The sequence below is a fragment of the Streptococcus sanguinis genome, assembly GCF_008329445.1.
Taxonomy (GTDB): domain Bacteria; phylum Bacillota; class Bacilli; order Lactobacillales; family Streptococcaceae; genus Streptococcus; species Streptococcus sanguinis_O.
In genome coordinates, this window is record NZ_VIBR01000004.1 from 129,150 (window position 1) to 154,986 (window position 25,837).

The 25,837-nt window shown below is 44.9% G+C and carries 27 protein-coding genes; 22 read left to right on the forward strand and 5 right to left on the reverse strand.

Going from position 1 to position 25,837, the window contains the following annotated elements:
* Window positions 1–5 precede the first annotated feature (5 nt).
* The 22 genes from rsfS to FKX92_RS09585 all read left to right on the forward strand — a co-directional run bounded on the left by rsfS (window position 6) and on the right by FKX92_RS09585 (window position 19,838).
* A complete protein-coding gene (rsfS, locus tag FKX92_RS09470) occupies window positions 6–371 on the forward strand; it encodes a ribosome silencing factor (RefSeq protein WP_149566164.1) in 366 nt (121 codons plus the stop codon).
* Between the two features lie 74 nt (window positions 372–445).
* On the forward strand, window positions 446–1,180 hold the full coding sequence (locus FKX92_RS09475) for a class I SAM-dependent DNA methyltransferase (RefSeq protein WP_149566165.1): 735 nt from the start codon (window positions 446–448) through the stop codon (window positions 1,178–1,180).
* A gap of 1 nt (window position 1,181) precedes the next feature.
* Window positions 1,182–2,276, forward strand: coding sequence for a nucleotidyltransferase (locus tag FKX92_RS09480; protein ID WP_149566166.1), 1,095 nt, complete (start codon window positions 1,182–1,184; stop codon window positions 2,274–2,276).
* Between the two features lie 205 nt (window positions 2,277–2,481).
* The gene (locus tag FKX92_RS09485) at window positions 2,482–3,285 is read left to right on the forward strand and encodes a DUF6612 family protein (protein ID WP_149566167.1); all 804 of its coding nucleotides are present in this window, start codon (window positions 2,482–2,484) and stop codon (window positions 3,283–3,285) included.
* Window positions 3,286–3,515: 230 nt separating this feature from the next.
* A complete protein-coding gene (locus tag FKX92_RS09490) occupies window positions 3,516–3,905 on the forward strand; it encodes a hypothetical protein (RefSeq protein ID WP_187759426.1) in 390 nt (129 codons plus the stop codon).
* A 232-nt stretch (window positions 3,906–4,137) separates the two neighbouring features.
* The gene (locus FKX92_RS09495) at window positions 4,138–4,854 is read left to right on the forward strand and encodes a YebC/PmpR family DNA-binding transcriptional regulator (RefSeq protein ID WP_149566168.1); all 717 of its coding nucleotides are present in this window, start codon (window positions 4,138–4,140) and stop codon (window positions 4,852–4,854) included.
* Window positions 4,855–5,229: 375 nt separating this feature from the next.
* Window positions 5,230–6,372, forward strand: a complete 1,143-nt coding sequence (locus tag FKX92_RS09500; protein WP_011836609.1) for a M20 peptidase aminoacylase family protein — start codon at window positions 5,230–5,232, stop codon at window positions 6,370–6,372.
* 118 nt (window positions 6,373–6,490) lie between these two features.
* Window positions 6,491–7,318 (forward strand): amino acid ABC transporter substrate-binding protein, encoded by an 828-nt coding sequence (locus FKX92_RS09505; protein WP_011836610.1) that lies wholly within the window; start codon window positions 6,491–6,493, stop codon window positions 7,316–7,318.
* Window positions 7,319–7,435: 117 nt separating this feature from the next.
* Window positions 7,436–8,818, forward strand: a complete 1,383-nt coding sequence (locus FKX92_RS09510; protein ID WP_149566169.1) for a M20/M25/M40 family metallo-hydrolase — start codon at window positions 7,436–7,438, stop codon at window positions 8,816–8,818.
* 16 nt (window positions 8,819–8,834) lie between these two features.
* Entirely contained in the window at window positions 8,835–9,428 is a 594-nt protein-coding gene (locus FKX92_RS09515) for an MptD family putative ECF transporter S component (protein ID WP_149566170.1), read from the forward strand.
* Between the two features lie 31 nt (window positions 9,429–9,459).
* Window positions 9,460–10,305 carry an SAM hydrolase/SAM-dependent halogenase family protein gene (locus FKX92_RS09520; RefSeq protein WP_002911906.1) on the forward strand — a complete coding sequence of 282 codons (846 nt, stop codon included), beginning with the start codon at window positions 9,460–9,462 and terminating at the stop codon, window positions 10,303–10,305.
* Window positions 10,306–10,316: 11 nt separating this feature from the next.
* Complete coding sequence (locus tag FKX92_RS09525; RefSeq protein WP_002907093.1) at window positions 10,317–10,859, forward strand: ECF-type riboflavin transporter substrate-binding protein; 543 nt, start codon at window positions 10,317–10,319, stop codon at window positions 10,857–10,859.
* A gap of 316 nt (window positions 10,860–11,175) precedes the next feature.
* Window positions 11,176–12,162, forward strand: coding sequence for an oxygen-dependent tRNA uridine(34) hydroxylase TrhO (trhO, locus tag FKX92_RS09530; protein WP_002915762.1), 987 nt, complete (start codon window positions 11,176–11,178; stop codon window positions 12,160–12,162).
* A 240-nt stretch (window positions 12,163–12,402) separates the two neighbouring features.
* Window positions 12,403–13,206: a helix-turn-helix transcriptional regulator gene (locus FKX92_RS09540; RefSeq protein WP_149566172.1), complete on the forward strand. Its 804-nt coding sequence runs from the start codon at window positions 12,403–12,405 to the stop codon at window positions 13,204–13,206.
* 56 nt (window positions 13,207–13,262) lie between these two features.
* Window positions 13,263–13,676 (forward strand): VOC family protein, encoded by a 414-nt coding sequence (locus tag FKX92_RS09545; RefSeq protein ID WP_049553430.1) that lies wholly within the window; start codon window positions 13,263–13,265, stop codon window positions 13,674–13,676.
* 9 nt (window positions 13,677–13,685) lie between these two features.
* Window positions 13,686–14,045, forward strand: a complete 360-nt coding sequence (locus FKX92_RS09550) for a TfoX/Sxy family protein (RefSeq protein WP_149566173.1) — start codon at window positions 13,686–13,688, stop codon at window positions 14,043–14,045.
* 294 nt (window positions 14,046–14,339) lie between these two features.
* Window positions 14,340–15,257 (forward strand): DUF4299 family protein, encoded by a 918-nt coding sequence (locus FKX92_RS09560; RefSeq protein WP_149566175.1) that lies wholly within the window; start codon window positions 14,340–14,342, stop codon window positions 15,255–15,257.
* Window positions 15,258–15,437: 180 nt separating this feature from the next.
* Window positions 15,438–15,698, forward strand: coding sequence for a SemiSWEET family transporter (locus FKX92_RS09565; protein ID WP_002898091.1), 261 nt, complete (start codon window positions 15,438–15,440; stop codon window positions 15,696–15,698).
* Between the two features lie 219 nt (window positions 15,699–15,917).
* The gene (locus FKX92_RS09570; RefSeq protein ID WP_149566176.1) at window positions 15,918–16,679 is read left to right on the forward strand and encodes a nucleoside phosphorylase; all 762 of its coding nucleotides are present in this window, start codon (window positions 15,918–15,920) and stop codon (window positions 16,677–16,679) included.
* 9 nt (window positions 16,680–16,688) lie between these two features.
* Window positions 16,689–18,374 (forward strand): ABC transporter ATP-binding protein, encoded by a 1,686-nt coding sequence (locus FKX92_RS09575; RefSeq protein WP_149566177.1) that lies wholly within the window; start codon window positions 16,689–16,691, stop codon window positions 18,372–18,374.
* Window positions 18,367–19,203 (forward strand): energy-coupling factor transporter transmembrane component T family protein, encoded by an 837-nt coding sequence (locus FKX92_RS09580; RefSeq protein ID WP_111676229.1) that lies wholly within the window; start codon window positions 18,367–18,369, stop codon window positions 19,201–19,203. Before FKX92_RS09575 ends, FKX92_RS09580 begins: the two co-directional genes overlap by 8 nt.
* Window positions 19,204–19,253: 50 nt before the next feature.
* Window positions 19,254–19,838: a hypothetical protein gene (locus FKX92_RS09585; protein ID WP_149566178.1), complete on the forward strand. Its 585-nt coding sequence runs from the start codon at window positions 19,254–19,256 to the stop codon at window positions 19,836–19,838.
* 50 nt (window positions 19,839–19,888) lie between these two features.
* On the opposite strand, the gene rsmG is transcribed toward FKX92_RS09585, so the two are convergent.
* The 5 genes from rsmG to FKX92_RS09610 form a co-directional block, all read right to left on the reverse strand.
* Window positions 19,889–20,602: a 16S rRNA (guanine(527)-N(7))-methyltransferase RsmG gene (gene rsmG / locus FKX92_RS09590; protein ID WP_002907081.1), complete on the reverse strand. Its 714-nt coding sequence runs from the start codon at window positions 20,600–20,602 to the stop codon at window positions 19,889–19,891.
* 80 nt (window positions 20,603–20,682) lie between these two features.
* Window positions 20,683–21,426 (reverse strand): ABC transporter ATP-binding protein, encoded by a 744-nt coding sequence (locus FKX92_RS09595; protein WP_149566179.1) that lies wholly within the window; start codon window positions 21,424–21,426, stop codon window positions 20,683–20,685.
* A 57-nt stretch (window positions 21,427–21,483) separates the two neighbouring features.
* On the reverse strand, window positions 21,484–23,820 hold the full coding sequence (locus FKX92_RS09600) for an ABC transporter permease (RefSeq protein ID WP_149566180.1): 2,337 nt from the start codon (window positions 23,818–23,820) through the stop codon (window positions 21,484–21,486).
* The gene (locus tag FKX92_RS09605; protein ID WP_002907078.1) at window positions 23,795–25,078 is read right to left on the reverse strand and encodes an MFS transporter; all 1,284 of its coding nucleotides are present in this window, start codon (window positions 25,076–25,078) and stop codon (window positions 23,795–23,797) included. The genes FKX92_RS09600 and FKX92_RS09605 overlap by 26 nt, the downstream gene beginning before the upstream one ends.
* 62 nt (window positions 25,079–25,140) lie before the next feature.
* Window positions 25,141–25,758 carry a TetR/AcrR family transcriptional regulator gene (locus FKX92_RS09610; protein ID WP_149566181.1) on the reverse strand — a complete coding sequence of 206 codons (618 nt, stop codon included), beginning with the start codon at window positions 25,756–25,758 and terminating at the stop codon, window positions 25,141–25,143.
* Between the last annotated feature and the right edge of the window lie 79 nt (window positions 25,759–25,837).

The window sequence follows — 25,837 nt, forward strand, 5'->3', positions numbered from 1 at the left end:
GAACTATGAAAGAACAAGAATTATTGGAACTGGTCGTGAAGGCGGCCGATGAAAAGCGTGCAGAAGATATTGTAGCTTTGGACTTGCAAGGTCTGACTACTGTAACAGATTACTTTGTCATCGTCAGCTCTATGAACAGTCGTCAGCTGGATGCAGTAGCTGAAAATATCCGTGAGAAAGCTGCTGAAGCAGGTGTTTCTGCTGGCCATGTTGAGGGAGACGCAGCTGGCGGCTGGGTGCTCTTAGACTTGGGCGGCGTGGTCGTCCATGTCTTTTCAAAGGAAATGCGGGCGCATTACAATTTGGAAAAGTTGTGGCACGAAGCAACTGGTGTGGATGTTGCAGCCTTATTGGAAGAAAAAGACAAGTGATTTTTTGCCCTTAGGCAGAAAGCAGAATTTGGCTCAGTCAGCCTGCTGGCTGGGCTGTTTTTGAAAGGAAAAGTATGGCAACTTATGAAACCTTCGCGTCGGTTTACGATGCGATTATGGATGATTCTTTGTATGAGAAGTGGACGGATTTCAGCCTGCGTCATTTTCCCAAGGATAAGAAAAAACTGCTGGAGCTAGCCTGCGGTACGGGCATCCAGTCCATTTATTTTAAGCAAGCGGGTCTTGAGGTGACAGGGTTGGACCTGAGTCAGGAAATGCTGGATTTGGCAGAGAAGCGCAGCAGAGAGGCCGGTTTGGACATTCCCTTTATTCAGGGCAATATGCTGGATTTGAGTGGCATCGGTCAGTTTGATTTGGTGACTTGTTATTCAGACTCGATTTGCTATATGGAGGACGAAGTGGATGTCGGTCAGGTCTTAACTCAAGTTTACCAGCATCTAAATGAGGGCGGCCGCTTTATATTTGACGTACATTCGATTTACCAGATTGATGAGGTTTTTCCAGGCTATTCTTATCATGAAAATGCTGAAACCTTTGCTATGGTCTGGGATTCCTATGCGGACGAACCGCCTCATTCCATCGTGCATGAGCTGACCTTCTTTGTCCAAGACGAAGATGGGCGTTTCACGCGCCATGATGAGGTGCATGAGGAGCGGACCTATGAGATTCTGACCTATGATATCTTGCTGGAGCAGGCTGGCTTTAAGAATGTCAAGGTTTATGCGGACTTTGAGGACAAGGAGCCAACTGACAAGAGCGCTCGCTGGTTCTTTGTGGCGGAGAAATGAGATGACAGTTACCGGTATTATCGCGGAGTTTAATCCTTTTCATAATGGCCACAAATATCTGCTGGAGCAGGCTGCTGGTCTGAAAATTATCGCTATGAGCGGCAATTTTGTTCAGCGGGGGGAGCCGGCTATCCTGGACAAGTGGACTCGGGCTCAGATGGCTTTAGAAGCTGGAGCGGATCTGGTTCTTGAGTTGCCTTTCTTGGTCAGCGTTCAGGCGGCAGACTTTTTCGCTAAGGGGGCAGTAGACATCTTAGAGAGACTGGACATCGAACAGCTGACTTTTGGGACCGAGGAAGTGCTGGATTATGAGAGTATTTCCAAGGTCTATGGTCAAAAGGCAGAGCAGATGGAGGCTTATCTGGCAGGTTTGCCTGATTCCCTATCCTATCCTCAGAAGACTCAGGCCATGTGGCAGGAGTTTGCAGGGCTCAATTTCTCAGGCTCTACTCCAAATCATATATTAGGCTTGGCCTATGCCAAGGCTGTGTCGGGAAAAAATATAAAACTGTGCCCGATTCAACGTCAGGGGGCTGGCTATCATTCCTTATCAGCTGATCAGGAATTTGCCTCCGCAACTGCCCTTCGTCAGAATCTGGATCAGCCGGACTTTCTCAAAAAATTCACCCCAGCCCATCACTTGCTTGAAACGGCTCCCAAGGTGACCTGGTCGGACCTCTTTCCTTATCTTCGATACCAGATAGTGACCTGTCCGGATTTGACGGACTTTTATCAGGTCAACCAGGAGTTGGCCGTTAGGATTAGAGAGGCCTTGAAAAACAGTGAGACCATAGAAGAGTTAGTCGAACAGGTGGCGACCAAGCGTTATACCAAGGCTCGGATCCGGCGTCTACTAACCTATATTCTGGTCGGAGCTAGACAAGAAGAAGTTCCGTCAGGAGTTCATATTTTAGGCTTTTCTGAGCAGGGGCGTCAACATTTGTCCCAGCTTAAGGGAAATGTTGAATTGGTCAGCCGTATCGGCAAGAAGCCATGGGATAGTCTAACCCAGCAGGCTGATAAGGTCTATCAGCTAGGCAATCCTGCATTTAGGGAGCAGAATTTTGGACGGGTTCCGATTATGAGAGACAAGTAAGGCTGAATGTTCAGCCTTTTTGCTTTGTTTGCGATGGTAAATAAAAAATGGTATAATAAACAAATAAACTTGTTTTCACTAAGAAGCACGATTTGCTTTTTAGTGATTTGACTGTAGATATGAAAGCTAGCATTTGGTCAATAAAACATTGCTGTGCTGATTGAATGATTATCTTTCCTATCCATGTCTCAAAGGAGGAAGACTCATGAAAATTCAAAAGATTACCTTTATGGCACTTACAGCCTTGCTTACGCTTAGTTTAGGTGCTTGTAGCTTGATTGGGCAGAAGCATTCTCAAAAGAATCAGGGTGGGACTGAGAATAGCTCCCGTGAGAGCCAAAAGAATACTTCTTCTGACGATATTGAAGAACTTTTGGAGAAAGCAGAAACTGCGAATGAAGATCTAACTTCAATGAAAATGAAGGTGAAATTATCTATCACTGTAGATGGTTCCAATAAAACTCAAACGATGAGCGGGGATCTTCTCTATGATAAAAGCACGGATGAGCTGGCCAAGGGGCATTTAGTCATAGATGGAAAAGAGAGCGGTCAGGAGAGTTATCAAGAAGCGATTATGCCAGGTGGAGAGGATAAACTTTTGTATACTCGTTCTTTTAAAAATGGAACATGGTCTAAGCAAGAAATGGGAAGCGGGGCAGATTATTATGTTCAGCCCGATTATTTCAAACTCATGGATGGCTTTTATCAAATGGCTGATGATGTCACTGTAAAGGAAAGCGGTGATGAATATGTCTTTAAATTAAGCAGTAAAAATGCTGACTTGCTGGGGCTCTTTGGTGAAGAATTCAAACTAGAGCTGTCAGGTGTTACTCAGGCGGATATGGATAAGAAGTTAGAAGTACGCTTGGATAAAAAGACCTTATTTTTAAAAGACTTTAAGCTAGGTTTATCTTATAAAGGTGAAAAAGGTAGTATGGATGTTCAAACAGATACTCATTATTCTGACTGGAACACTATAGATGAAGATGAGATAAAAGCGCCTCAGTAAAGCATAAGTAAAACTATTAGCGGAGAAAGAAAGGAAAAGTCATGCCTTTATTGTTTGCTTTTCGCTACCGTAGAGGACTCTATTTGACCATAGTCATCTTGGCATCTGTCTTCTTAGTCTCAGGCATCATTTTCGGCGCTTTAGATTGCTTGCTCCTGTTTTCAATTGATAAAGCCATGCCTGGATCAGGAATACGCTCGTTCAGTTTGCCTTTTATACTTGCTTTTTTCATGACTGCTATAGTCGAAATATTTGCAATAGTTCATGCGGGACGGAAGCTGAGTAAAAAGTGCTTTGTTCTTGCGGGAACAGAGTGGGGCTTGACCGTGCGAGGCGCTTTGTTGAAAGAGCATAGCTTTGCTTGGAATCAACTGGAAAGTGTTTTTTACCGGCCGGCTTGGGGCAGAACTTCTGATGGGCAGGCTTCTTTTCGACTGGGAGTCAGGTACTATAGGAGAGACTACCTATATGTCAAGCCTTATCATGGCAAATCCGTTCGAGTAGATGTCACTTTTTTAGATTGCAGAATAGAGGATGTTTTTGCCTGCTTAAGCAGGTGCAAACCAGATTTACCTATTGTGAAAAATTATCAGTGGGATTTCGGTAAAGGTCCGCTATGACAGACCTGTCGGGTTCAGGAAATAGAATGTACCGTCCAGTTGCTCTTTTAGCGACTGGATTTTTTATGGAAGGAAAACTGAAATCAATTTTGTATCGATTTTAGCCCAGTAGAAGTCGAAGAATACAACCAGAATCTTCTGGAAGCTATCATTTTTTCTTAGTGATTTTTCTGATTCCCTGTGTTATAATAAGAAAGATTAAAAATGTAATTTATCAAAAGGAGAATCTCCAATGGGACGTAAATGGGCCAATATTGTGGCAAAGAAAACGGCCAAAGACGGCGCAAACTCAAAAGTGTATGCTAAGTTTGGTGTAGAAATCTATGTAGCAGCTAAAAAAGGTGATCCAGATCCAGAGTCTAACACAGCTTTGAAATTTGTTATTGACCGAGCTAAGCAGGCTCAGGTGCCGAAGCATGTTATTGACAAAGCTATTGATAAGGCAAAAGGAAACACCGACGAAACCTTTACTGAAGGCCGCTATGAAGGATTTGGGACAAACGGTTCTATGCTGATTGTTGATACTCTGACTTCAAATGTCAATCGAACTGCAGCCAATGTTCGTGCAGCCTTTGGGAAAAATGGCGGTAATATGGGAGCTAGCGGCTCTGTATCTTATCTTTTTGATAATAAAGGCGTGATTGTCTTTGCTGGGGACGACGCTGACAGTGTCTTTGAACAGCTGCTGGAAGCGGATGTGGATGTTGATGATGTTGAAGCAGAAGAAGGAAGTATCACCGTCTATACAGCGCCAACTGATCTTCACAAGGCCATCGTGGCTCTGCGTGAATCTGGCATCCAGGAATTCCAAGTAACTGAGCTTGAAATGATTCCTCAGTCTGAAGTAGAGTTAACCGGCGAAGACCTCGAAACCTTTGAAAAACTTTATAGCGTTTTGGAAGACGACGAAGATGTCCAAAAAATCTATACAAATGTAGATGGATTCTAAAGATACTTGACCTGTAGTTGGAGCTACAGGTTTTTCTGTGATGAGAAGTCTCAAACTATATTTACCAGTGCAGCTAAGTATGGTAAAGTACAAAAGTCATAGTATTAACTTATGAAGGAGATGAATTTGGCTGACTGTGCCTTGCTTCCAAACCAGAACGAGATTATCAGTTGAAATTTGTCAAGGCAGATGGCAAGTGGGTCTTGGAGCTTGATTTTTCTTATGAATCCCTTGTCATCTCCTTTGAAGGCGATATATCATAATAGCAAAATTAGAGGGCTGATTATTGATTATTTGCTCTCTATTTTTGTTTCCGCGTCCAGCTTTGTGCTATACTGGATGGTAGATAGGTGTATTCGAGTAAAGGAGTCTGCCATGAAAAAATTTTATGATAAACTGATGCAAACGCGGCATTATCTTCATCAGCATCCAGAGCTGTCTGGGCAGGAATTTGAAACGACAGCTTTCCTAAAAGGCTATCTGGAAAATTTGGAGATTAGAATTTTAGAATCCGGTCTGAAAACGGGCTTGGTTGCCGAGGTTGGCTCTGGCAAGCCGATTATTGCCCTGAGGGCTGATATCGATGCTCTGCCCATTTTGGAGCAGACGGGTCTGCCTTACGCCAGTCAGAATGCAGGCGTCATGCACGCTTGCGGCCATGATTTTCACCAGACCAGCCTCTTGGGGGCAGCGGAGCTGCTCAAGGCTATGGAAGGAGATTTGAGAGGAACGGTTCGTCTGATTTTTCAGCCGGCTGAGGAAACTTCTCAGGGAGCCAGTCAGGTTCTTGCGACTGGTTTGCTGGACGATGTGTCTGCTATTATTGGCTTTCACAATATGCCCCAGCTTAAGGCGGGACAGCTGGTACTTAAAGCTGGTGCCATGATGGCTGGGGTTGAGAAGTTCAAGGTTGAGGTAGAAGGAGTCAGCAGCCATGCGGCTAGGCCAGACCTGGGGGTTGATACAGTATTGACCTTGACCAGTATGATTCAAAATCTGCAGGCTCTAGTGGCCCGCACTGTATCTCCTTTTGAAGCGGCTGTCTTATCTGTGACTCATATCGAAGCAGGAGCGACCTGGAATGTACTGCCGCAGTCGGGCTTTTTTGAAGGAACGATTCGCAGCTTCAATCCGACCTTGCAGCAGCGTCTCAAGGAAGACTTTATCCGAATTGTAGAGAATACAGCGGAGAATTTTGGAGCTCAGGTAAGGATTTCTTGGGACCATACTCCTCCAGTGACTTATAATGACCCTGAATTGGCCGAGCTGCTCTATGAGCACTCACGGAATCTGGCAGAGGTTCTGCCAGCCAATCCATCCTCGGCTGGAGAAGATTTTGCCTTTTATCAGGAGAAGCTTCCAGGTGTCTTTGCCTTTATCGGCTCAAATGGGGCAGAAAATGCTCCTGACCTCCATCACGACAGCATGGTCATTGACGACGAAGCTTTCAAGGTTTCCGTTCCTTACTATGTCGAAAGCGCCCTCTTTCTCCTGCAGCACTATAGGCAGAAAGTCTAGTGAATGACTGCCTCAAAGCTGATAAAGAAAAGCTATCACCTCCATAAAAAATATATAATGGTCAAGTTTCTCCTTATTTGATATGATAAAGAAAGACTTTTTAGGAGGAATTCGAAATATGAACCTGAAGAAAACCTTGAAATACTTCTCTCTGGCGGCTGTCAGTGTCTTGGCCATTGGTGCCCTAGTGGCCTGCTCATCATCAAGTGAGAAGAAAACAGAGAAAACAAAGGTAGAAGTCGGAACAGTGGGAACGACCAAACCATTTTCATACGAGGATAAAGACGGTAAACTGACTGGCTACGATATCGAAGTCCTTCGTGCTATCTTTAAGGACTCAGACAAGTATGAAGTCAATTTCAATAAGACCAAGTGGGCTTCTATTTTCTCAGGTCTGGACAGCGACCGCTACCAGATCGGTGCCAATAATATCAGCTACTCTGAAGAACGAGCTAACAAATATCTCTATGCTAGTCCATATGCGAAAAATCCAACAGTTTTAGTTGTCCGTAAAGGTGAGGGCATCAAATCGCTGGATGACATTGGCGGCAAGTCTACTGAGGTTGTTCAGGGGACTTCAACAGCTCAGCAACTAGAGGACTATAACAAGGAACATAGCGATAATCCGACAAAAATCAATTATACGGACGGAACCATTCAGCAAATCTTGGCCAATCTGAATGACGGCCGTACGGACTATAAGGTTTTTGAGCGCATAACTGTAGAGTCTATTATCAAAGACCAAGGCTTGAAAAATCTGGAAGTGATTGAGCTTCCAAGCGACCAGCAACCTTATGTCTATCCGATTATTGCAAGCGGTCAGGAAGACCTACAAAAATTTGTCAACAAGCGAATCAAGGAACTCTATGAGGATGGTACGCTTGAAAAACTATCACAAGAATTCTTTGGCGGTTCTTACCTGCCAGATGCAAAAGACATCAAGTAAGAAATCCCATCAAGTCCAGTCTGCAATTTGGCTGACTAAACTTTGATACAAGAAATACGATAAGGGCGGGGAAGCTTATTTCCCCAGCCCTTTATCTGCTGTTAATAGGAGTAACACATGCCTTTCTCAACTGAGACTGAACAAATCAAGAAATTTGAAAACGACGAGGTTGCCCAGCACTATTTTGAAGTGCTGCGGACCTTGATCTCTAAAAAATCAATCTTTGCCCAGCAGGTTGGCCTGCAGGAAGTAGCCAACTATTTGGGAGAGATTTTTACAGCTGCAGGTGCCAAGGTCATGATTGACGATAGCTATACTGCTCCATTTGTTTTGGCGGAGTTTCTTTCTTCAAATCCTGCTGCTAAGACCATTATTTTCTACAACCACTACGATACAGTGCCAGCAGATGACGACCAGCCTTGGACCAATGATCCCTTTACACTGTCGGTTCATTACGGAGTTATGTATGGGCGAGGAGTGGATGATGACAAGGGGCACATTACCGCTCGTTTGACGGCCGTTCGCAAGTATATTCGAGAGCACGGTGATTTGCCGGTCAATATCATTTTTATGATGGAAGGGGCAGAAGAGTCTGCTTCGACAGACTTGGATAAATATTTGGCCAAGCATCGCAAACGCCTGCGAGGATCAGATTTGCTGGTCTGGGAGCAAGGCAGCCGCAACAATCTAGGACAGCTGGAAATCTCAGGCGGTAATAAGGGAATTGTTACCTTTGATATGACGGTCAAAAGTGCAGATGTAGACATTCATTCTAGCTTCGGCGGTGTTATCAATTCCGCTTCTTGGTATTTGCTCAATGCTCTATCCAGCTTGCGCAGTCCAGACGGTCGCATCTTAGTTGAAGGCATTCATGAGCAGGTTCAAGAGCCAAATGAACGGGAGATTGCTCTGATTGAGCAATATGCCCTGCGAACTCCTGAAGAGTTGAGTCAAGTCTATGGCTTGAAATTACCGGTTTTGTTGGACGAACGGAAGGAATTTCTCCGTCGCTTTTACTTTGAACCTTCGCTGAATATTGAAGGTTTCGGATCAGGTTATCAAGGCCAAGGGGTTAAAACCATTTTGCCTTCAGATGCTCAGGCTAAGATGGAAGTTCGTCTGGTGCCTGGTCTGGAGCCAGAGGATGTGTTAGACAAGATTCGTCGACAGCTGGATAAAAATGGATATCCGGCGGTTGAGCTGACTTATACCTTGGGAGAAATGAGCTATCGCAGCGACATGAGCGCACCTTCCATTCTCAATCTTATCGAGCTGGCTAAAGATTATTATCAAGAGGGCATCTCTGTACTGCCGACCTCAGCTGGAACTGGTCCGATGCACACGGTCTATGAGGCCTTGGAGGTTCCTATGGCGGCTTTTGGACTTGGAAATGCCAACAGCCGGGACCACGGTGGAGATGAGAATGTGAAAATTGCTGACTACTATACACATATAGAGCTCATTCAAGACTTGATTGGCAGTTACCGTCAAGCTGATTAGCGGAAAAGGAAGGCTTATGCTATACTCTACAAGAAAAGACAAACTGAAGCAGGCTGGCTTCTTTTACATCTTTTATTTCTTAGCCATGATTTTAGGCGTCTTGGTTGGGCTTTTATTTGACCGCTCGGGCAATATGTTTTACGCTCCGGCTTTTACAGCTTTCTTTGGCGGAGTTCTGTTCATCTTCTACACTGAGAAAATAAAGACCTTCGGCCTAATCAGCGGCCTAGGTTGTCTGCTAGGTCTCTTCTTTCTGCTCAGTCGACATGGCTTTGGAGCCTTTCTACCAGGTTTGATTTGCGGTATTTTAGCGGATCTTATAGCTCGGTCAGGCAGCTATCAAAAGACTGTTAGAAGCTTGCTGGCTTTTATAGTTTTCAGCTTTAGCACAGCGGGCCCTATTTTCCTAATGTGGCTGGCACCCAAGCAGTACGAAGCTAGTCTTCTTGCTAGAGGAAAGACTCAGGCTTATATTGAGCAGGTCATGCTTAAGCCAGAACCCAGCTTAGTCCTCTGGTTTGTAGCTAGCATTTTACTGGGGGCTTTACTAGGCGCCCTATTAGGAAGAAAAATCCTTAAAGCTAGACATTCCAAGTCAGCTTCAGACTAAATATCATAGAAAATATAACTAAGGAGAAAACATGAACAATTTACTCGTACTCCAGTCGGACTTTGGTCTGGTAGATGGAGCTGTATCAGCCATGATCGGAGTGGCGCTAGAAGAGTCGCCCACTCTGAAAATTCATCATCTGACTCACGATATCACCCCTTACAATATCTTTGAGGGAAGTTATCGTCTCTTCCAGACGGTTAATTACTGGCCAGCAGGAACGACCTTTGTGTCAGTAGTGGATCCGGGCGTTGGCTCCAAGCGTAAGAGTGTGGTAGCTAAGACTAAAAAGGGCCAGTACATCGTCACGCCTGATAACGGTACCCTGTCTTTCATCAAGAAGCATGTCGGCATTGAGGCTATTCGGGAAATTTCTGAGGTGGAAAATCGCCGTAAGGATACGGAGCATTCCTACACTTTCCACGGTCGTGATGTCTATGCTTATACAGGTGCCAAGCTAGCCAGCGGCCATATCAGCTTTGAAGAAGTCGGACCAGAACTCAAGGTCGAAGACATCGTCGAAATTCAGGTAGTTGAGACCACGCTTGCGGATAATTATGTCAGCGGAGCTATTGATATCCTGGATGTCCGCTTTGGTTCTCTCTGGACCTCTATCACCCGCGAGGAATTCTGCACCTTGAAACCAGAATTTGGTGACCGCTTTGAAGTTACCATTTACAATAATGACATGCTGGTCTATCAAAACCAAGTAACCTATGGCAAGTCCTTTGCGGATGTCCGCATCGGCCAGCCTATCCTCTATATCAACTCCCTCTATCGGGTTGGCTTAGCGATTAACCAAGGTTCCTTTGCTAAGGCTTACAATGTTGGCGTCGGTGCCCAATGGCATATTGAAATCAAGAGAATTGAAAATTAAGGAAGAAGAACATGAAAAATAATACAATCAGAAACGTAGTCGCAACAGGAATTGGAGCTGCCCTATTCGTGGTCATCGGAATGATCAATATTCCAACGCCTGTACCCAATACCAGTATCCAGCTCCAATACCCTCTGCAAGCTCTTTTTAGCGTCATCTTTGGACCAATTGTCGGTTTCCTGATGGGCTTCATTGGCCATGCCATTAAAGACGCTATGAGTGGTGGCGGACTTTGGTGGTTCTGGATTGCTGGCAGCGGAGTCTTTGGTCTATTGGTTGGTTTCTTTAGAAAATTCTTCCAAGTAGAAGATGGCAAATTTGAAGTCAAGGATATTATCCGCTTTAACTTGATTCAGTTTGGAGCCAATGCAATCGCTTGGCTAATCGGCCCGATTGGTGATGTGATTGTATCTGGTGAGCCGGTCAATAAGGTTATTGCTCAAAGTATTGTAGCAATTCTGGTGAATTCTGCGACAGTAGCAGTCATCGGTACAGTCTTGCTGACTGCTTACGCTCGCACCCGCACCCGCGCAGGAAGTCTGAAAAAGGATTGATTACATCAAAAATTGAAAGATTGGGAGAATTCCCAGTCTTTTTTTGTACAAAATAAAAAACATAATGTAAATTATATATTGTATTATAGAAATTTATAAAGTGAAAGGAGAATCTGTAAGAGAATGGCAGAAAAAGCGCTTTGAGAAGTATTTGGATCAATTGGAAGAAGAGTGATAAGTTGTCCTTCTCATTTAAACTTTCCAGCTCTGCTATTTTTCAAACAAATATTTTGCCCAGTTTTTTCAATCAGGTTATAATAAATAGATGAATTAAAAAATTCAGAAAATTTTATAGAGAAAAGAGAGTTGAAATCTTATGGCAAAAGATATTCGCGTCCTACTTTACTACAAATATGTTCCGATTGAGAATGCTGAGAAATTTGCAGCTGATCATCTGGCCTTCTGTAAATCTATCGGCCTTAAAGGCCGTATCTTGGTGGCTGATGAAGGAATCAATGGAACGGTTTCTGGTGATTATGAAACCACTCAAAAATACATGGATTATGTGCACAGCCTTCCGGGCATGGAAGACCTTTGGTTCAAGATTGACGAAGAAAACGAGCAAGCCTTCAAGAAAATGTTTGTTCGCTACAAGAAAGAAATTGTGCATCTGGGTTTGGAAGACAATGATTTTGACAATGACATCAACCCGCTGGAGACAACAGGAGCTTACCTATCACCTAAGGAATTTAAAGAAGCCCTCTTGGACGAAGACACTGTTGTCCTAGATACCCGTAACGACTATGAGTACGATCTGGGGCACTTCCGCGGTGCCATCCGTCCAGACATTCGCAACTTCCGCGAATTGCCGCAATGGGTCCGTGATAACAAAGAGAAGTTCATGGACAAGCGCGTGGTTGTTTACTGTACCGGTGGTGTTCGCTGTGAGAAATTCTCAGGCTGGATGGTGCGTGAAGGCTACAAGGATGTCGGTCAGCTTCATGGTGGTATCGCGACCTACGGCAAGGATCCAGAAGTTCAAGGTGAGCTTTGGGATGGTAAGATGTATGTCTTTGATGAGCGTATCTCCGTTGATATCAACCATGTTGATCCAGTCGTGATTGGGAAAGACTGGTTTGACGGTACTCCTTGCGAGCGCTATGTCAACTGTGGCAATCCAGAGTGTAACCGCCGCATCCTGACTTCAGAAGAAAATGAAGACAAGTACCTCCGCGGCTGCTCTCATGAATGCCGCGTTCACCCTCGCAACCGCTATGTGGCTGAAAATGGCTTGAGCCAGGCAGAAGTGATGGAGCGTTTGGCTGCGATTGGAGAAAGCTTGGAAACACTGGTAGCTCAGTAATTAAATCGTGAAGATAAAAACTTTAGACAAATTTACTGTCTAAAGTTTTTTTCATCATTTACCTACAGATAAAAGGCTTGTTGGATAGAGATTTGGGAAAGCAGACTATTTCCGCCAGTTCTTGGGACATCTCGCGGAGTAATACTTGCTTTCTGGTTTTCTTTCCACAGTTTCGATTTTTTTGTCCTTTCTTTTTGATGTGATATAATGGGCTTAAATAAATGGGAAAGGAGCAAGTCTATGTCTAAAGCTATCATGGAAGAAGTGGCAGCCTATCTACGTCAGCATACAGATCAAGAGCTGAGTCTGACCGATTTGGCTCAGTATTTCCATTATAGTCCTTCCCATCTATCCAGAACTTTCAAGAAAAAGATGGGCTTTTCTATCAAGCAATATGTGGAAGCTCTTAAGATGGAAAAAGGGATTCAGGAAATTGTGGAAGGCCGGCAAAATGTGACCGAGACCTCTATGGAAGCTGGTTATGATAGTCTAGGCAGTTTTTCCAATACTTTTAAGCGGCATACTGGACTTTCGCCTAAAAAATATTATCAGGAATCAACCAAGGCTTATGATTTTATGATCAAACAGCTGGATGAGAAGGGAGCTTTCTTGCATCAGAATCCCGACTGTAAAAGTGGCAATCGCTTGACTGTGGCGCTATCTTATCCTGAGGGCTATGAACCACGCATTAGCTGTGTCGGGCTTTTTAAAACCCGCATACCCAAAGAAGAGCCAGTTATCGGAGTAGCATTGAGTCAGGAGAGACGGTTTACTTTTGAAAATGTACCCGATGGTCACTACTATCTTTTGGCCTGTGAATTGCTGGAGGATTTACACCTGTCTAAAAACTATGTCTTGAAGCATAACTTTCGCTGGGGCAGCGATGAGCCTCTCACTTTTTCAGGCGATAGTATCTATCAGGAGGAAATCAGCATGCGCAGGCCCTTGCTCAGCGATCCACCTATTACAGTTAATCTTCCAGTTTTAATCATGCGTTCCCTAGCCAAACAAGCGCAATTGAGAATAAGAAAATTTTTATCCTAATTGATAAACTGATGATAGAGATTTATTCTCAGCTATAAAAAATTGGAGGAACAATAATGAAATTAGACGTGTTTTTAAGTTTTAATGGTCAGGCCGAAGAAGCTTTTCGTTTCTATGCAGATCTTTTTCAGACAGAGATAAAGGGACTTGTCCGAGCCAGTGAGATGATGGATCCAGCTGACCTTCCTGCAGAAAAACGGGATAAGCTTGCCTGGATTGCCTTAGATACGGAAAACTTAACCCTGCATGGTGAAGATGTAGGCATTTTTAACGACCTATCTATTCCTAGCAATCATCAGCCCAATCAATGGTTAGTTCTGAGCCCAGACAGTAGAGAAGAAGCTGATGAACTTTTTGCAAAGCTTGCTGAAGGTGGTCAAATTCTCTATCCTTTAGAGGAACAAGCTTTCGCAGAGTTTTATGGCCGCTTGATTGACCGTTTTGGTATCGGCTGGGATGTGATGAAATGAGGCCGAAGGATGGCTTATAGTGAATCCTTAGCCCAGCAAGTCCGTGCCATTTTAGCTACTGAACTTCCTCTTCATGTTTTTGAAGAAGAGGTAGAAGAGAAGAAGATGTTTGGTGGCTTGGCTTTTATGGTCCGAGGTAAGATGACCGTTACTGTGAGTTCGAGAAGTCAAGAGCTTATCATGGTACGCATCGGTAAGGAACTGGAAAAGCAGGTTCTGCCTAAAAATGGTGCCAGTGTGACGTTAATGAAGGGCAGGCTTTATCATGGCTATATTGATTTAGATGGCGAAGGACAAAAGGAACTGCCTTACTGGATCAAGCTAGCCTTGTCCTACAATCAGGAGCTGACGCAGCAGGATAAAAAGTAAGAAGTACTCAGAATGAGTTTTGCTTTCTTAGAAGTTTATTCATTACCTTTTTATGAAATCCAAATATATTCTTAGAATCTGTATTGATGAAGCTTTCAATCGGAAAGTCTCTTCATAGATACAGGTTTTTTCGTCTTTTTCTTCCAAAAATGTTATACTAATACCAGGGTCCGTTTTGCGAATGAAGTTTATCCTTAAAAGTCTTGGAGAAAAGCTAGTTTGTACCAGTATTGAGTTTTGTTTTTGCATTTTCTCGCTTTCTGAAAGGCTTTTGTAGTTAGAAAGGAGCATGGTATGAGTATTTCTTTTTACATTCAGAACCGAAAGGGCTTGTTTAGCTATAAGGCGGTCGAAACACCCTTGTCTTTGGTTTCCTTGGTGGAAGGGCTGGAGGTCGTAGGCCTTGAGGGCGATAAGGCTTATCAATCCTTGGATCAGGTCGGAACTTTTCTGGCTGTCTACTGGGAAGGGGCAGGCCGAGGGTTTGAAGTTTATTATCTGCCAGACCGAGAAACCTACCAGGTCCGCGTCTTGACACCATCAACGGTGGGCGACTGGAAAGGGGCTATTCTCTTCATGAGTCGTTTGGCTCAGAAGATGAAGCAGGATATTGTCGATGAATACGGCACCACTTATACTGCTGATGGGATTTTTAATATTGATTTTGAAGCGGATATTCTCTATGGCCTGAACGATGCTAGAGTTGCAGCTGCGCCTATGCATGTTTTTGAAGGTTATGCTCATGATTTGTATATGTCGCAGGAAAAGCTTCTGAAACTATTCAAGGCTGAAGATCCTGTGGAGGAGTTTGGCAGGCAGATGGCCGAGATGCAGCAGGTTCAGAGTCAATTTTCTACTCCGAAGTATTATAAGGATCAGGGTGGGAAATACCTGGGCTCTTATGTTCTGGCAGAAGGAGTGGAGACAGTTCTTCCGACTCAGCCCATGCCCAAGGGATACTTGGTAAAAGAGATGATTGAGAGCGGTGCTAGTCAAGACATGGAATGGCATCTTCATATCCTGATAGAGGATGCCAGCAGTCCGCAGGGCTATAAATATCTGACAACAAAGGATTTAAAAGTTTTTTTGGAGAAGATTCCAGAGACTCACCGTAGCTATCTGGATTCCAGCCAGATCCGGATTCAGCCACTCAATCGGCTGGAACTGGAAGCCATTTTGGATCAACTTCCCGAAGGAGAACCGAAGTTTTAGCGTTAGGAAAATTTACTTTTTGAATCTTAACAGAGCTGCCAAAAGGCGGCTTTTTAAGCTCTGTCAGCAGTTCTCACAATTTTGTGACTCGTTTCATTTTGATAACATTGTTGAAAAAATCTTGAAAATTTCAAAAAGAAGCTATAGAATAGAGGTCAGTTTTATAAAAAGGAGAACGAAATGAAAGAAAAACACATGCTAATCTTGGGCTGGGTGGCCACGTTTATGTCTGTTATGATGTATGTTTCCTATATCCCACAGATTATGAATAATCTAGCTGGCAATAAGGGTGACTTTATCCAGCCTTCAGTAGCTGCTCTAAACTGTACTCTCTGGGTCATTTATGGTCTATTTAAAGAGAAGCGGGACATTCCTTTGGCAGCGGCTAATATGCCGGGCATCGTATTTGGCTTGATTACTGCTGCAACAGCCCTTATGTAAGATGAGATTGGGAGTTATTCCCAGTCTTTTTTGTTGGAAAATCATTGGATAAAGTACTCACTTCACTTGTAGCTATAGAGCCTGCCTATGGCATTTCCTATGTAGAAAATATGTAGACAGCGTTCAGCAGACCGCCTTTTTATGATACAATGGTAAGATGAAGTCAGCAGAGTTCTGCTGGTTGTTTCATCAGGAAGAAAAGGATAAGAGAGCAAGCCTATGATACTTGAAGAATTTGACCAAAGTCGCAATGCCATCATCAACCCAGAAGACTTGAATGAATCCATAGAGGGTTTTCCGGAGACAGCTGTTTCCTGCTTTGCCAGGGAGACTTTTGCGCGAATGCTAGCGGATTTTGAGCATGAGCTGATTACGACAACCAGCATGGCAAATATTGAAATTCCTATCTATCGTGTTTTCGCAGATGGACGGGAATTAGCTCTCTTCAATGCACCTGTTGGAGCTTCGGCCTGTGTGGCTATTCTGGAAGACTTGATTGCTTTTGGCATGAAGAAGCTGGTGCTTTTCGGTACTTGCGGCATTTTGGATGAGGAGATTAAGGAAACGTCCGTCATTATCCCGATAGCTGCCTTGCGTGATGAAGGGACTAGCTATCATTACCAGCCGGCTAGCCGTGAGCTGGAAGTCAATCTTGGCTTGAAAGATTTTTTGACGGCTTTTCTGGATGAGCGCGGGATTTCCCATAGCAAGGGCAAGGTCTGGACGACAGACGGCATTTACCGTGAGACACCAGCTAAACTCCGCCAGAGAAAGGCTGAGGGAGCTATCTGTGTGGACATGGAATGTTCCGCAGTAGCGGCTTTAGCAGCTTTTCGAGAGATATCCGTCTGCCAGTTCTTTTATGCAGCCGACCACTTGTCTGAGGAAGCTTGGGATATGCGCAACCTGGCCAATCATGCAGACTTAGACGAAAAAGATAAGATTGCCAATCTAGCGATTCAAATCGCTCTGGCACTATAGAGAAATAAGATGAAAAAACCAATTATCCAATTTGAAGACTTTAGCTTTCAATATCAGGCCCAGTCTGAGCCGACCCTCAAGCAGATTAATCTGACTATTTACGAGGGGGAGAAGGTTCTGATTGTTGGTCCGTCTGGCTCTGGTAAATCAACGCTGGGCCAGTGTCTCAATGGGATTATCCCTAACATTTATAAAGGAGAGGCCAGCGGACAGCTCTTGATTAAGGGGCAGCCAGCCTTTGAATCCAGCATTTATGATAAGTCCAATCTAGTCAGCACGGTCTTGCAGGACACGGATGGCCAGTTTATCGGGCTTAGCGTAGCAGAAGATCTGGCCTTTGCGCTGGAAAATGACGTGATGGAGCTGTCGCTTATGCGTGAAAAAGTTAAAACCTGGTCAGAGAAGCTGGATTTGGCAGAGCTTATGCAGCATCGGCCTCAGGATTTATCAGGCGGTCAAAAGCAGCGCGTCAGTCTGGCAGGAGTTTTGATTGACGAGAGTCCTATTCTGCTCTTTGACGAGCCCTTGGCCAACCTAGATCCCAAGTCAGGGCAGGATACCATTGATTTGATTGACCAACTTCATCGGGAGACGGAAACGACGACTCTGATTATCGAGCACCGCTTGGAAGATGTCCTCTATCGGCCAGTAGACCGGCTAGTGCTTATCAATGACGGACGCATTCTCTTTAATGGACAGCCAGATGACCTGCTCAGAACACAACTGCTAGCTGAAAATGGCATTCGCGAGCCGCTCTACATTACGACCCTACGCCAGCTGGGTGTTGATGTGGAAAAGACTGAGGGATTGTCCCGCTTGGATCAGTTGCAGCTGGCAGATGTGACATTTGAAGGCAGAGATTGGTCTGACTCTGACAAAGAGCCTCAGGAGCCCTTGCTGGAACTGGAGCATGTGTCCTTTGCTTACCAGAGCGGCGGCAAGCCTATTTTGCAGGATATCAATCTGAAGATTTTCAAGGGTGAGCGAATAGCCATCGTTGGTAAAAATGGAGCTGGTAAGTCAACCCTGGCCAAGGCCCTCTGTCAGTTTATCGAGACTGATGGGAGCTATAGGTGGAAAGGTCAGGACATCAAAGGAGACTCCATCAAGGAGCGAGCTGAGCGGATTGGCTATGTCCTGCAGAATCCCAATCAGATGATTTCGGCAGCCATGATTTTTGATGAAGTGGCTCTAGGTTTGCGTTTGCGCGGACTGGCAGAAGCGGAAATCGAAGAGCGGGTCCATGCGGCTCTCAAGACCTGTGGCCTCTATGAATTTCGTAGTTGGCCGATTTCGGCTCTGTCTTTCGGTCAGAAAAAGCGGGTGACCATTGCATCTATCTTGGTGCTGAATCCAGAGATTATCCTCTTGGATGAGCCGACAGCTGGTCAGGACCAGCGCCATTATACAGAGATGATGGACTTTCTAGACGAGCTCAACCAGCAGGGACATACGATTATCATGATTACCCACGATATGCAGCTGATGCTAGATTATTCAGATCGGGCAGTAGTTGTGGTGGATGGTCAGATTTTAGCCGATAAGGCGCCTGCTCAGGTGCTGACAGATCAAGAGTTGATTTCGGCGGCTCATCTAAAAGAAACGTCAATCTTTGCTCTGGCTGAGAAGATTGGTGCCGACCCTCTGGCTTTGACCGAGTTTTATATGCGAAAAAAGGAGGACAAGCATGCTTAATCAGCGAAAATTAATCGGCTACCATGCAGGCGAGACGTTTCTTCATGGTCTGTCCGGTGCCAGCAAGATGCTGTTCTTCGTTCTGGTATCAGTGGCAGCTATGATTAGTTACGATACTCGCTTTTTGCTGGGGCTAGCCCTGCTGTCCCTCTGTCTCTTTCGGCTGTCCCGTATCCGCATCCGAGACATTTCATTTGTTTTAGTCTTTGCGGCATCCTTTGCTGCTCTTAACTTAGTGATGGTCTATCTTTTTGCGCCTCAGTATGGTGTCGATATCTACGGGGCCAAAGATGTCCTCTGGACCGGATGGGGAGCTTATAATCTAACAGCTCAGCAGCTGTTCTACCTCTTTAATCTCCTGCTCAAGTATGTTTCGACCATACCTCTGGCAGTGATTTTCCTCATGACAACCCATCCCAGTCAGTTTGCTTCCAGCCTACATCAGCTTGGTATTTCTTATAAAATTGCTTACGCAGTCAGTCTGACGCTCCGCTATATTCCAGATTTGCAGGAAGAGTTCTTCCTGATCAGGATGTCCCAGGAAGCGCGTGGGCAGGAATTATCCAAGAAAGCCAAACTGTCTCAGCGCGTAAAGGGAAATCTGCAGATTATCATTCCGCTGATTTTCAGCTCGCTAGAGCGCATCAATACCATTGCCACAGCCATGGAGCTGCGCCGTTTCGGAAAAAATAAAAAACGCACATGGTATACCTATCAGGCTCTAAGCAGACGAGATATGCTGGTGCTGACACTGGCAGTCGCCTTTCTATTGCTCTGCTTTGCCCTCTTCGCAGTCAATCACGGCCGCTTTTACAATCCGTGGAGGTAGGATAAAGTGTGTGAACTTTGTTTAATATATATTAGGAGGATAACTACTAGGTGGAAGAAAGAATAAAGAGTAGATTCCGTAAGGACTTATTATTTCCTGTTTTATATGGTTTAGGAGGTATAATTTTTCTCTTCTATATGCCACATGCGGACGAATTTGGTTTTTGGGCATCCTTGATTTTTGCTGCTTTGCTACTACTGATGAGTGCACTCTTTACCTGGCTTGCTTGGATTACTAAGCAAAAGAGCTTGCAAAGCTATCAGAAGCTTTATTCTCATTATCCGGAGCTGGAGAAGAAGTTTTACAAGATTTATAGCCAGTCTCGCTATTCACGTGAAAAACTATCTCTTTATCTTTATAAGGATGCAATCATACGAGATGATACCTATTTTCAGTTTCTTATGCTTTCTGATTTAACTGATTTGACTATTAAGATTGAGAAAGTTCAAGAGAACAAGTACGTTAAATATCCTCATCTATATTTGTATTATAGTCCCATGAGTGCTAACAAAGATATTCGTCTGCATCTGGGACGCTATACTAATCAAAATTATGTTGAACTATTACAGTTTTTAGATGTGGTTAATCAAGTCGCCCCTCAGATTAGAATCTATAATGAAGCAAATAAAAAATAATATTCTCTAATGGCGAAGAAAAACCAGGCAAGGATTGCCTGATTTTTTTCTTATAACGGTCTTTTATTTGGCATACCGGCTTTGCGGGGGTATTTATTGGGGGTTTCTTTCTTCTTTTCTACCACTGTGATAAAGCGGGGGTCGCCGTTTGGTAGGGCATAGCTGAGGTTGTCTTGGACCTTGCTAAAGAGTAAGTTGAGGGCATTTTTTGCTTCTTCCAGTTCTTCAGGAGCATTAGAAGCCTTAAGCGCCAAAAGCTTCCCGCCAACTTTTAGATAGGGAATAGTCAGCTCGGATAGGACCTGCATGCGGGCGACTGCACGGGCAGTGACCAGGTCAAATTGGGCTCGAAAGGCCTTGTCCTGAGCAAAGTCTTCTGCGCGGCCGTGGTAGAAGTGAACCTTGTCCAGCCCGAGTTCCTCTGCCAGTAGTTTGAGGAAGTTGATTCGTTTGTTGAGCGAGTCAATGATAGTCACATCCAGCTGAGGGCAGATGATTTTCATAGGGAGGCTAGGAAAGCCGGCCCCGGCTCCGATATCCAGCAGCTTAAGCTCTTGATTCTCAATCAGGCCTTGCAAAACGGGCGCAATTGAATCATAGAAATGCTTGAGATAGACTTCATTTTTCTCGGTGATAGCTGTCAGATTGATTTTTTCATTCCATTCGACCAAGAGTTCAAAATAACGCTCAAATTGGTCTTTCTGGCGGTCGGTCAGCTCGATTCCCTGCTGGCTCAATAGCTGGTAAAATTCTTGCGGTGTCATAGTTTCATCCTTATCTGTCAGTATTCAACCTATTATATCATAAAAAGGAGACCCCAGCATTCTGCCGAAGGGCCTCTTTTTTATATGCCAATCTGATTGAGGTCCGCCAAGAGCAGCTGGCGCCGCCCATCCTGATTAGCGGTTGGGTCAAAGAGAATTTCTTTTTTTATCTTGCCATCGAAAATGAGCAGAACCTTGTCTGCATAGGTAGCCACACTGGCATCATGCGTCACTAGGAGAATGCTTGCACCCTGCTGGTGGAAGTGCTGCATGAGCTCCATAGCTTGACGGCCAGCCTGAGAGTTGAGCGCTCCTGTCGGCTCGTCAGCAAAAATGATTCGAGGCTGGTTCATGAGAGCCCGGCAGATGCCGGCTCGCTGGAGCTGGCCGCCTGATACCTGATGGATAGAGCGGTGAGCAATGTCCTTAATCCCAGTCAGAGCCATTAACTCCTTGGCGCGCTCATAGGCTGCCTTTCGCTCACTGCCTTTCTTACCAATGATACTCGGTAGGCAGATATTGTCTAGGATATTTAGATTTTTCAGGAAGGTTGCCTGCTGGAAGACAAAGCCGAAAGCCTCTCTGCGAAGGCGGTCTAAGTCTTTATCTTTCATGGCTAGCAAGTCCTGTTCCTGGTAAAGAATCTGCCCTTGGTCAGGTCTGTCAATGGTGGACAGAAGATTGAGAAGAGTGGATTTCCCGCAGCCAGACGGCCCCATGATGGCGATGAATTGGCCGCTTTCAATCTCAAGCGACAAATCACGGAGAATGGGCTCCTGATTTCCCTGATAGCTTTTGCTGAGGTTATGTGCTTCTAATAACATAGGCTTCTCCTCGGATGTAAAATAAATGCTAAGCGCTCGGAAGCTAGCTGCTTAAGGTCAATGTTCCTTTAGATAACGTCCAATTTCCAGCTTGTTCAGCGCTCGGAGACTGATGTGTGCTGCTGTGAGTCCGCTAAGAAGCAGAGCCAGCGGTGTCCATAGAAAAGTAAGGGACTTATTGATGATGAGCTGGAGTTTGCTGATACCGAAGCTGCTGAGCAGCAGACTGCAGACTTCTTGCCCCAGACTAAGAAGTAGCAGGTCGGCTATTGCCAGAGCCAGCATCAAGATGAAGCAGACAGCGAGCAGGTAGTGGCTCCTGAGTCGTTCACTGCCAAATCCAAGCATCCGATAAAGTGCCAAGTCAGCTTGGTCCTTGGTGAAAATCATATAGACAAAGAGAGTCATAAGGATGAAGACAATGCCGAGCCCTGTCCAGAAAACGCTGGTCTGAATCAGGCGGAGCATGGCTAGAGTGTCATCAAAAGTTTGATGGAAAAAGTCTTCTACATTGGTTAATTTATAGTTGGAATAGCGTTTTTTCCATTCGTTGATTTTTTGAGCTTTGTTGCTAACATCTTTAAGACGGATGGTCGTCAGACTATTGAGCGTTTGCGCTTGCTTTGTCACAAAGACAGCCTTGGCGGTCTTGCCACCGTAGGTCAGGTCTGAGTAGATACCGACTACTTTTAGTTTTCGTGCTTGACCATCCACCGTCAAGGTCAAGCTGTCTCCTACTTTTAGCTTGAGCTCTTCTGCCTTAAGCTTGGAGAGGGCAATTTCATGCTCGTTTTTAGGATAGCGGCCTTGGCTGTATTTGACTGGAAATCCTGCATGGTTTCCCAGAGTTACCCGCAACTGCTGGGTCTGACCTTGCTGGTCTTGATAGGAGAAATTCTGGCTCTGGTACTGATTAATCTCTGCGATATCCTTGTCTGCCTGCAGTTCTTTCAGAAGCTGGGCAGCCTTGGTATCAATGTCTTCAGTCTGAGAAATATCAACCAACACATCTGCCTGACCAGCTCCCAGATACTGAATGAAATTCTTGTCCATCACAGTGCTGTAGAGACTGGCTGGCAGCAGGATAAGCAGGCTAATCAAACTGACAATGAACAACATTATCAAATAGAGTTTTTTATGATTCAGAATCGTTTTCAGAGCGAAATAGGGCCTGTCTAAGAGGGGGATAGTCGGTAATCCCATTTTGGGAGTAGAAGGAGTCTCGGTCAGACTGTTGGAAGAAGCTAATCTTAAAGCTTGGCCGGGTGTCATTTTCTTAAAAGAGCTGAGAGGCCGGGCAGTCAGCCAGAAGACTAAGAGACAGAGCAGCAGAGCTACTAGCATTTCCAAAAGATAGCTATAGAAGGGCGTCGGGCTTTGCCCCATAGACAGTGCCATTTGCTTTTTAAAAGGACTACTCAGAAGAAAGGACAGTCCCCAGCCTGCGATGGTTGCTAGAGCCAGACAGAAATAATACTTGGTCAGGTAGACCCTGCTGATAAAGCTTTGGGGCAGTCCCATCACCTTCATAACGGCAATCTGCTGCAGGTCTTCTTGAATCTTGGTCAAGAGGGCAAAGCGCATGCAGAGAAAGGTGATGCCAATGATAGCCACAACCAGCAGCCCCATGACTAGGATGACTAGAGCATCATTGAAGCCGTTAATCATCTTGATAGTCGGATAGGTAATCATAGGAGGTCCATTGGACTCAAGCTCCGCATTTTTATATGCTTGCTCGATGATAGAGATCTGACTAAGCTTATGCACTCGAAAGGCAATCAGGTTCTCGTTAGATGCAACTGCTTCTTTTTTCAGAGTCTGCAAATCAGTCTGCGAGATGAGGAAGCGCTTGGAGGAGACTAGACCGGCATTCATCTGAGCATCTCGGATAAAGCCCTTAACAGTCAGTTGGAGCTTGCCGACCTTTATTTGGTCATCGATCTTGATTTTTCCGCTGTTGTAATAATAAAGGGGAATATAAACTTGCCCTGGCTGAGGCTGGGCAGGCTGGTTATTCTGATCCAGCAGAAAGTCAAAGTTTTGGTTCTGACTGGAAAAGCCATTATCCTGAGAGCTGTCCTTAAGTGAGTCCTGCCCATTGATGCGGATGGCTGCTCCTTCCACATTGACAAAGTCTGTCAGCTGCCAAGAGGCAATTTCTGGATGCTGCTGGACGAAGTTTTGCAGGCGTTCTTGGTCAACGCTTCCGCTGTGCATCTGTAGCAGGTGAGGACTTTTAGCTGTTTCTACAAAGCGCTCAATCGAGCTAGTCAGACTAACGGTCAGGCGAGTGGCTGCAAAGCTCAGAGTCAGAGTCAGAAGCAGGAAAAGTCCAATGACTAGCATGCTGACTTTGTTTTCTTTTAAATCATTTTTTATCAAGCGTTGAAACATATTCCAGCTCCTTTACTGAACGTGCTCGGGAGAGCAGGTAAGCACCGATGCTGATAGAGATACCGGATAGGATAAAGAGCAGACCATAGCCTCTGCCTCCTCCGACACCGATGATTTTTCCGACAGAATTTGCCAGCCAGCCAAAGTAAGTCAGTGAGGGCTTGAAAAGAGTGTCCGCGACCCAACCCATGCCGGCATAAGCTAGCACATAGCCCAGCTGAGAAATAATCCCTATGGTCCCCCAGACCTTGCCTTGGTCAGCTTTGTTAATATTGATGCGGACCAGGTAGTCAATGGCTGTATTGGTGAAAGGTAGGGCAGCAAAGAGGAGAAAGCCAAAGCTGCAAATCCAGATGAAGTTTTCCTTCATTCCCAGCCCAACCATGAAGAGTCCCAGTAGAAATAGTGAGAGACAGAGCATACGGTGGAAGTGTTTTTTGATAGCAAATATCCCCAGAACCAAGCCTCCTATCAGCATCCCGCTGCTGGAGATGGTCATGACCCAGCCGGCTGTTTTAGCGTCTGCGAAAGCCAGTACCAAGGGAGAAAACAGGATTTGGACTGTTCCCAAAAAGAAGGAAAAGCCTGTTCCAGCTAGGACTAAAATCCAGATTCCTTTTTTTCTATAGACGATTTGAAAACCTTTAAGGAAATCCGCCCAGAAACGACTATCACTGCTATAAACTTGTGTGTGAATGGCCCTACGAGCCAGCAAGGTGCAGGCTACTGTCACGAAAATGGTTGAAAAATCCAGCAACAGAATCATGCTGATATCTCCGCTCGCCAAAATCATTCCAGCCAAGGCTGGTGAAATCAGATAGCGGGCAATGCCATTAATCTGGGACAAACCAGTTGCTTTTGATAACTGGTCCTCAGGCAGCAAGTCGGAAATCGTAGCCCGAAAGGCCGGATTGACCAAGGCTGAAAAGAGCGAACTAATGGCAGCTCCGATACAGATAAAAATCAAAGCAGGATTCTTCAGACTAAAGTAAATCCAGAGAACTCCTAAGCCTGACAAGCCATCTCCCAGAGCCATCAGCAATCTTCGGTCATAGCGATCTGCCAGAATTCCAGCCAGAGGAGTAACCAAAAGACCGGGTAGGAAAGCACAAAGGGTAACAAAAGAAGAAACAGAAACCAAACCAGTCAGCTGGAAGATATAAACACCTAAAGCGAAAGAAGTCATACCAGAGCCGATTTCCGAGATGAGGCTTCCAATCCAAATCAATAAAAAGAGTCTAAAACCTGATTGTTTCATAGTTGCCTCCTTATGCTTGTAATGGCAAGTAAGTGTAAATAGTAAATCTAGTGCTTAGCTTTCTAGCTGCTTTGAGTTTGAATCAAAGATAGAAAGGGATTGAAGTAGCCTTGCCGGCTGTGAAAAAGAGTTTCTAAAAGATAGAGAAAAGCTTGCAGTTTTTTTTGCTGTTTTTCTGGGGGGAGAGCTTGAAAGCTGCTGCCAAAAGCTTGTAGGGAATAAGTAAGAATCATTTCTAGGCTTTCGTAGGGATAGTCGGTCCTCATATCTCCAGCGGTGATGCCGTCTTGGATGATGGGAAGTAAAATCTGGGGTGCCCGTTCAAGAAGAATTTGATTGGTCTTTTCGTGCAGGAGTGCATTTTGCGGCTGGTTGAGATGCAGCAGCACTCCCTCTCCCTCTTGATGATTAAGATTCAGAGCAGCCATGCTACCAATCAAGCGCTCTAGGACAGTTAGTTCACGATTATCAGCCAAGGCTTGGGAAGCCGTAAATGCTTGTTCGATAGTTCGCTCAATGATGGCATCCATTATCTCTTCCTTAGAAGAAAAGTAATAGTAGAGAGTACCGCGGGCGATTTGAGTCGCTTCTAAAATCTGGGAGATAGAGGTCTGGTCAAAGCCTTGCTCCATAAAAAGCTTTTGTGCGGTATCTAAGATAAAGTCTTTTTTATTAGCCATGCTTGCATCCTTTTTATTAGTAAAATTTTATTAGACCGACAGTCGGTTTATTCTTTCCTTTATCGTACATCTTTTCTAA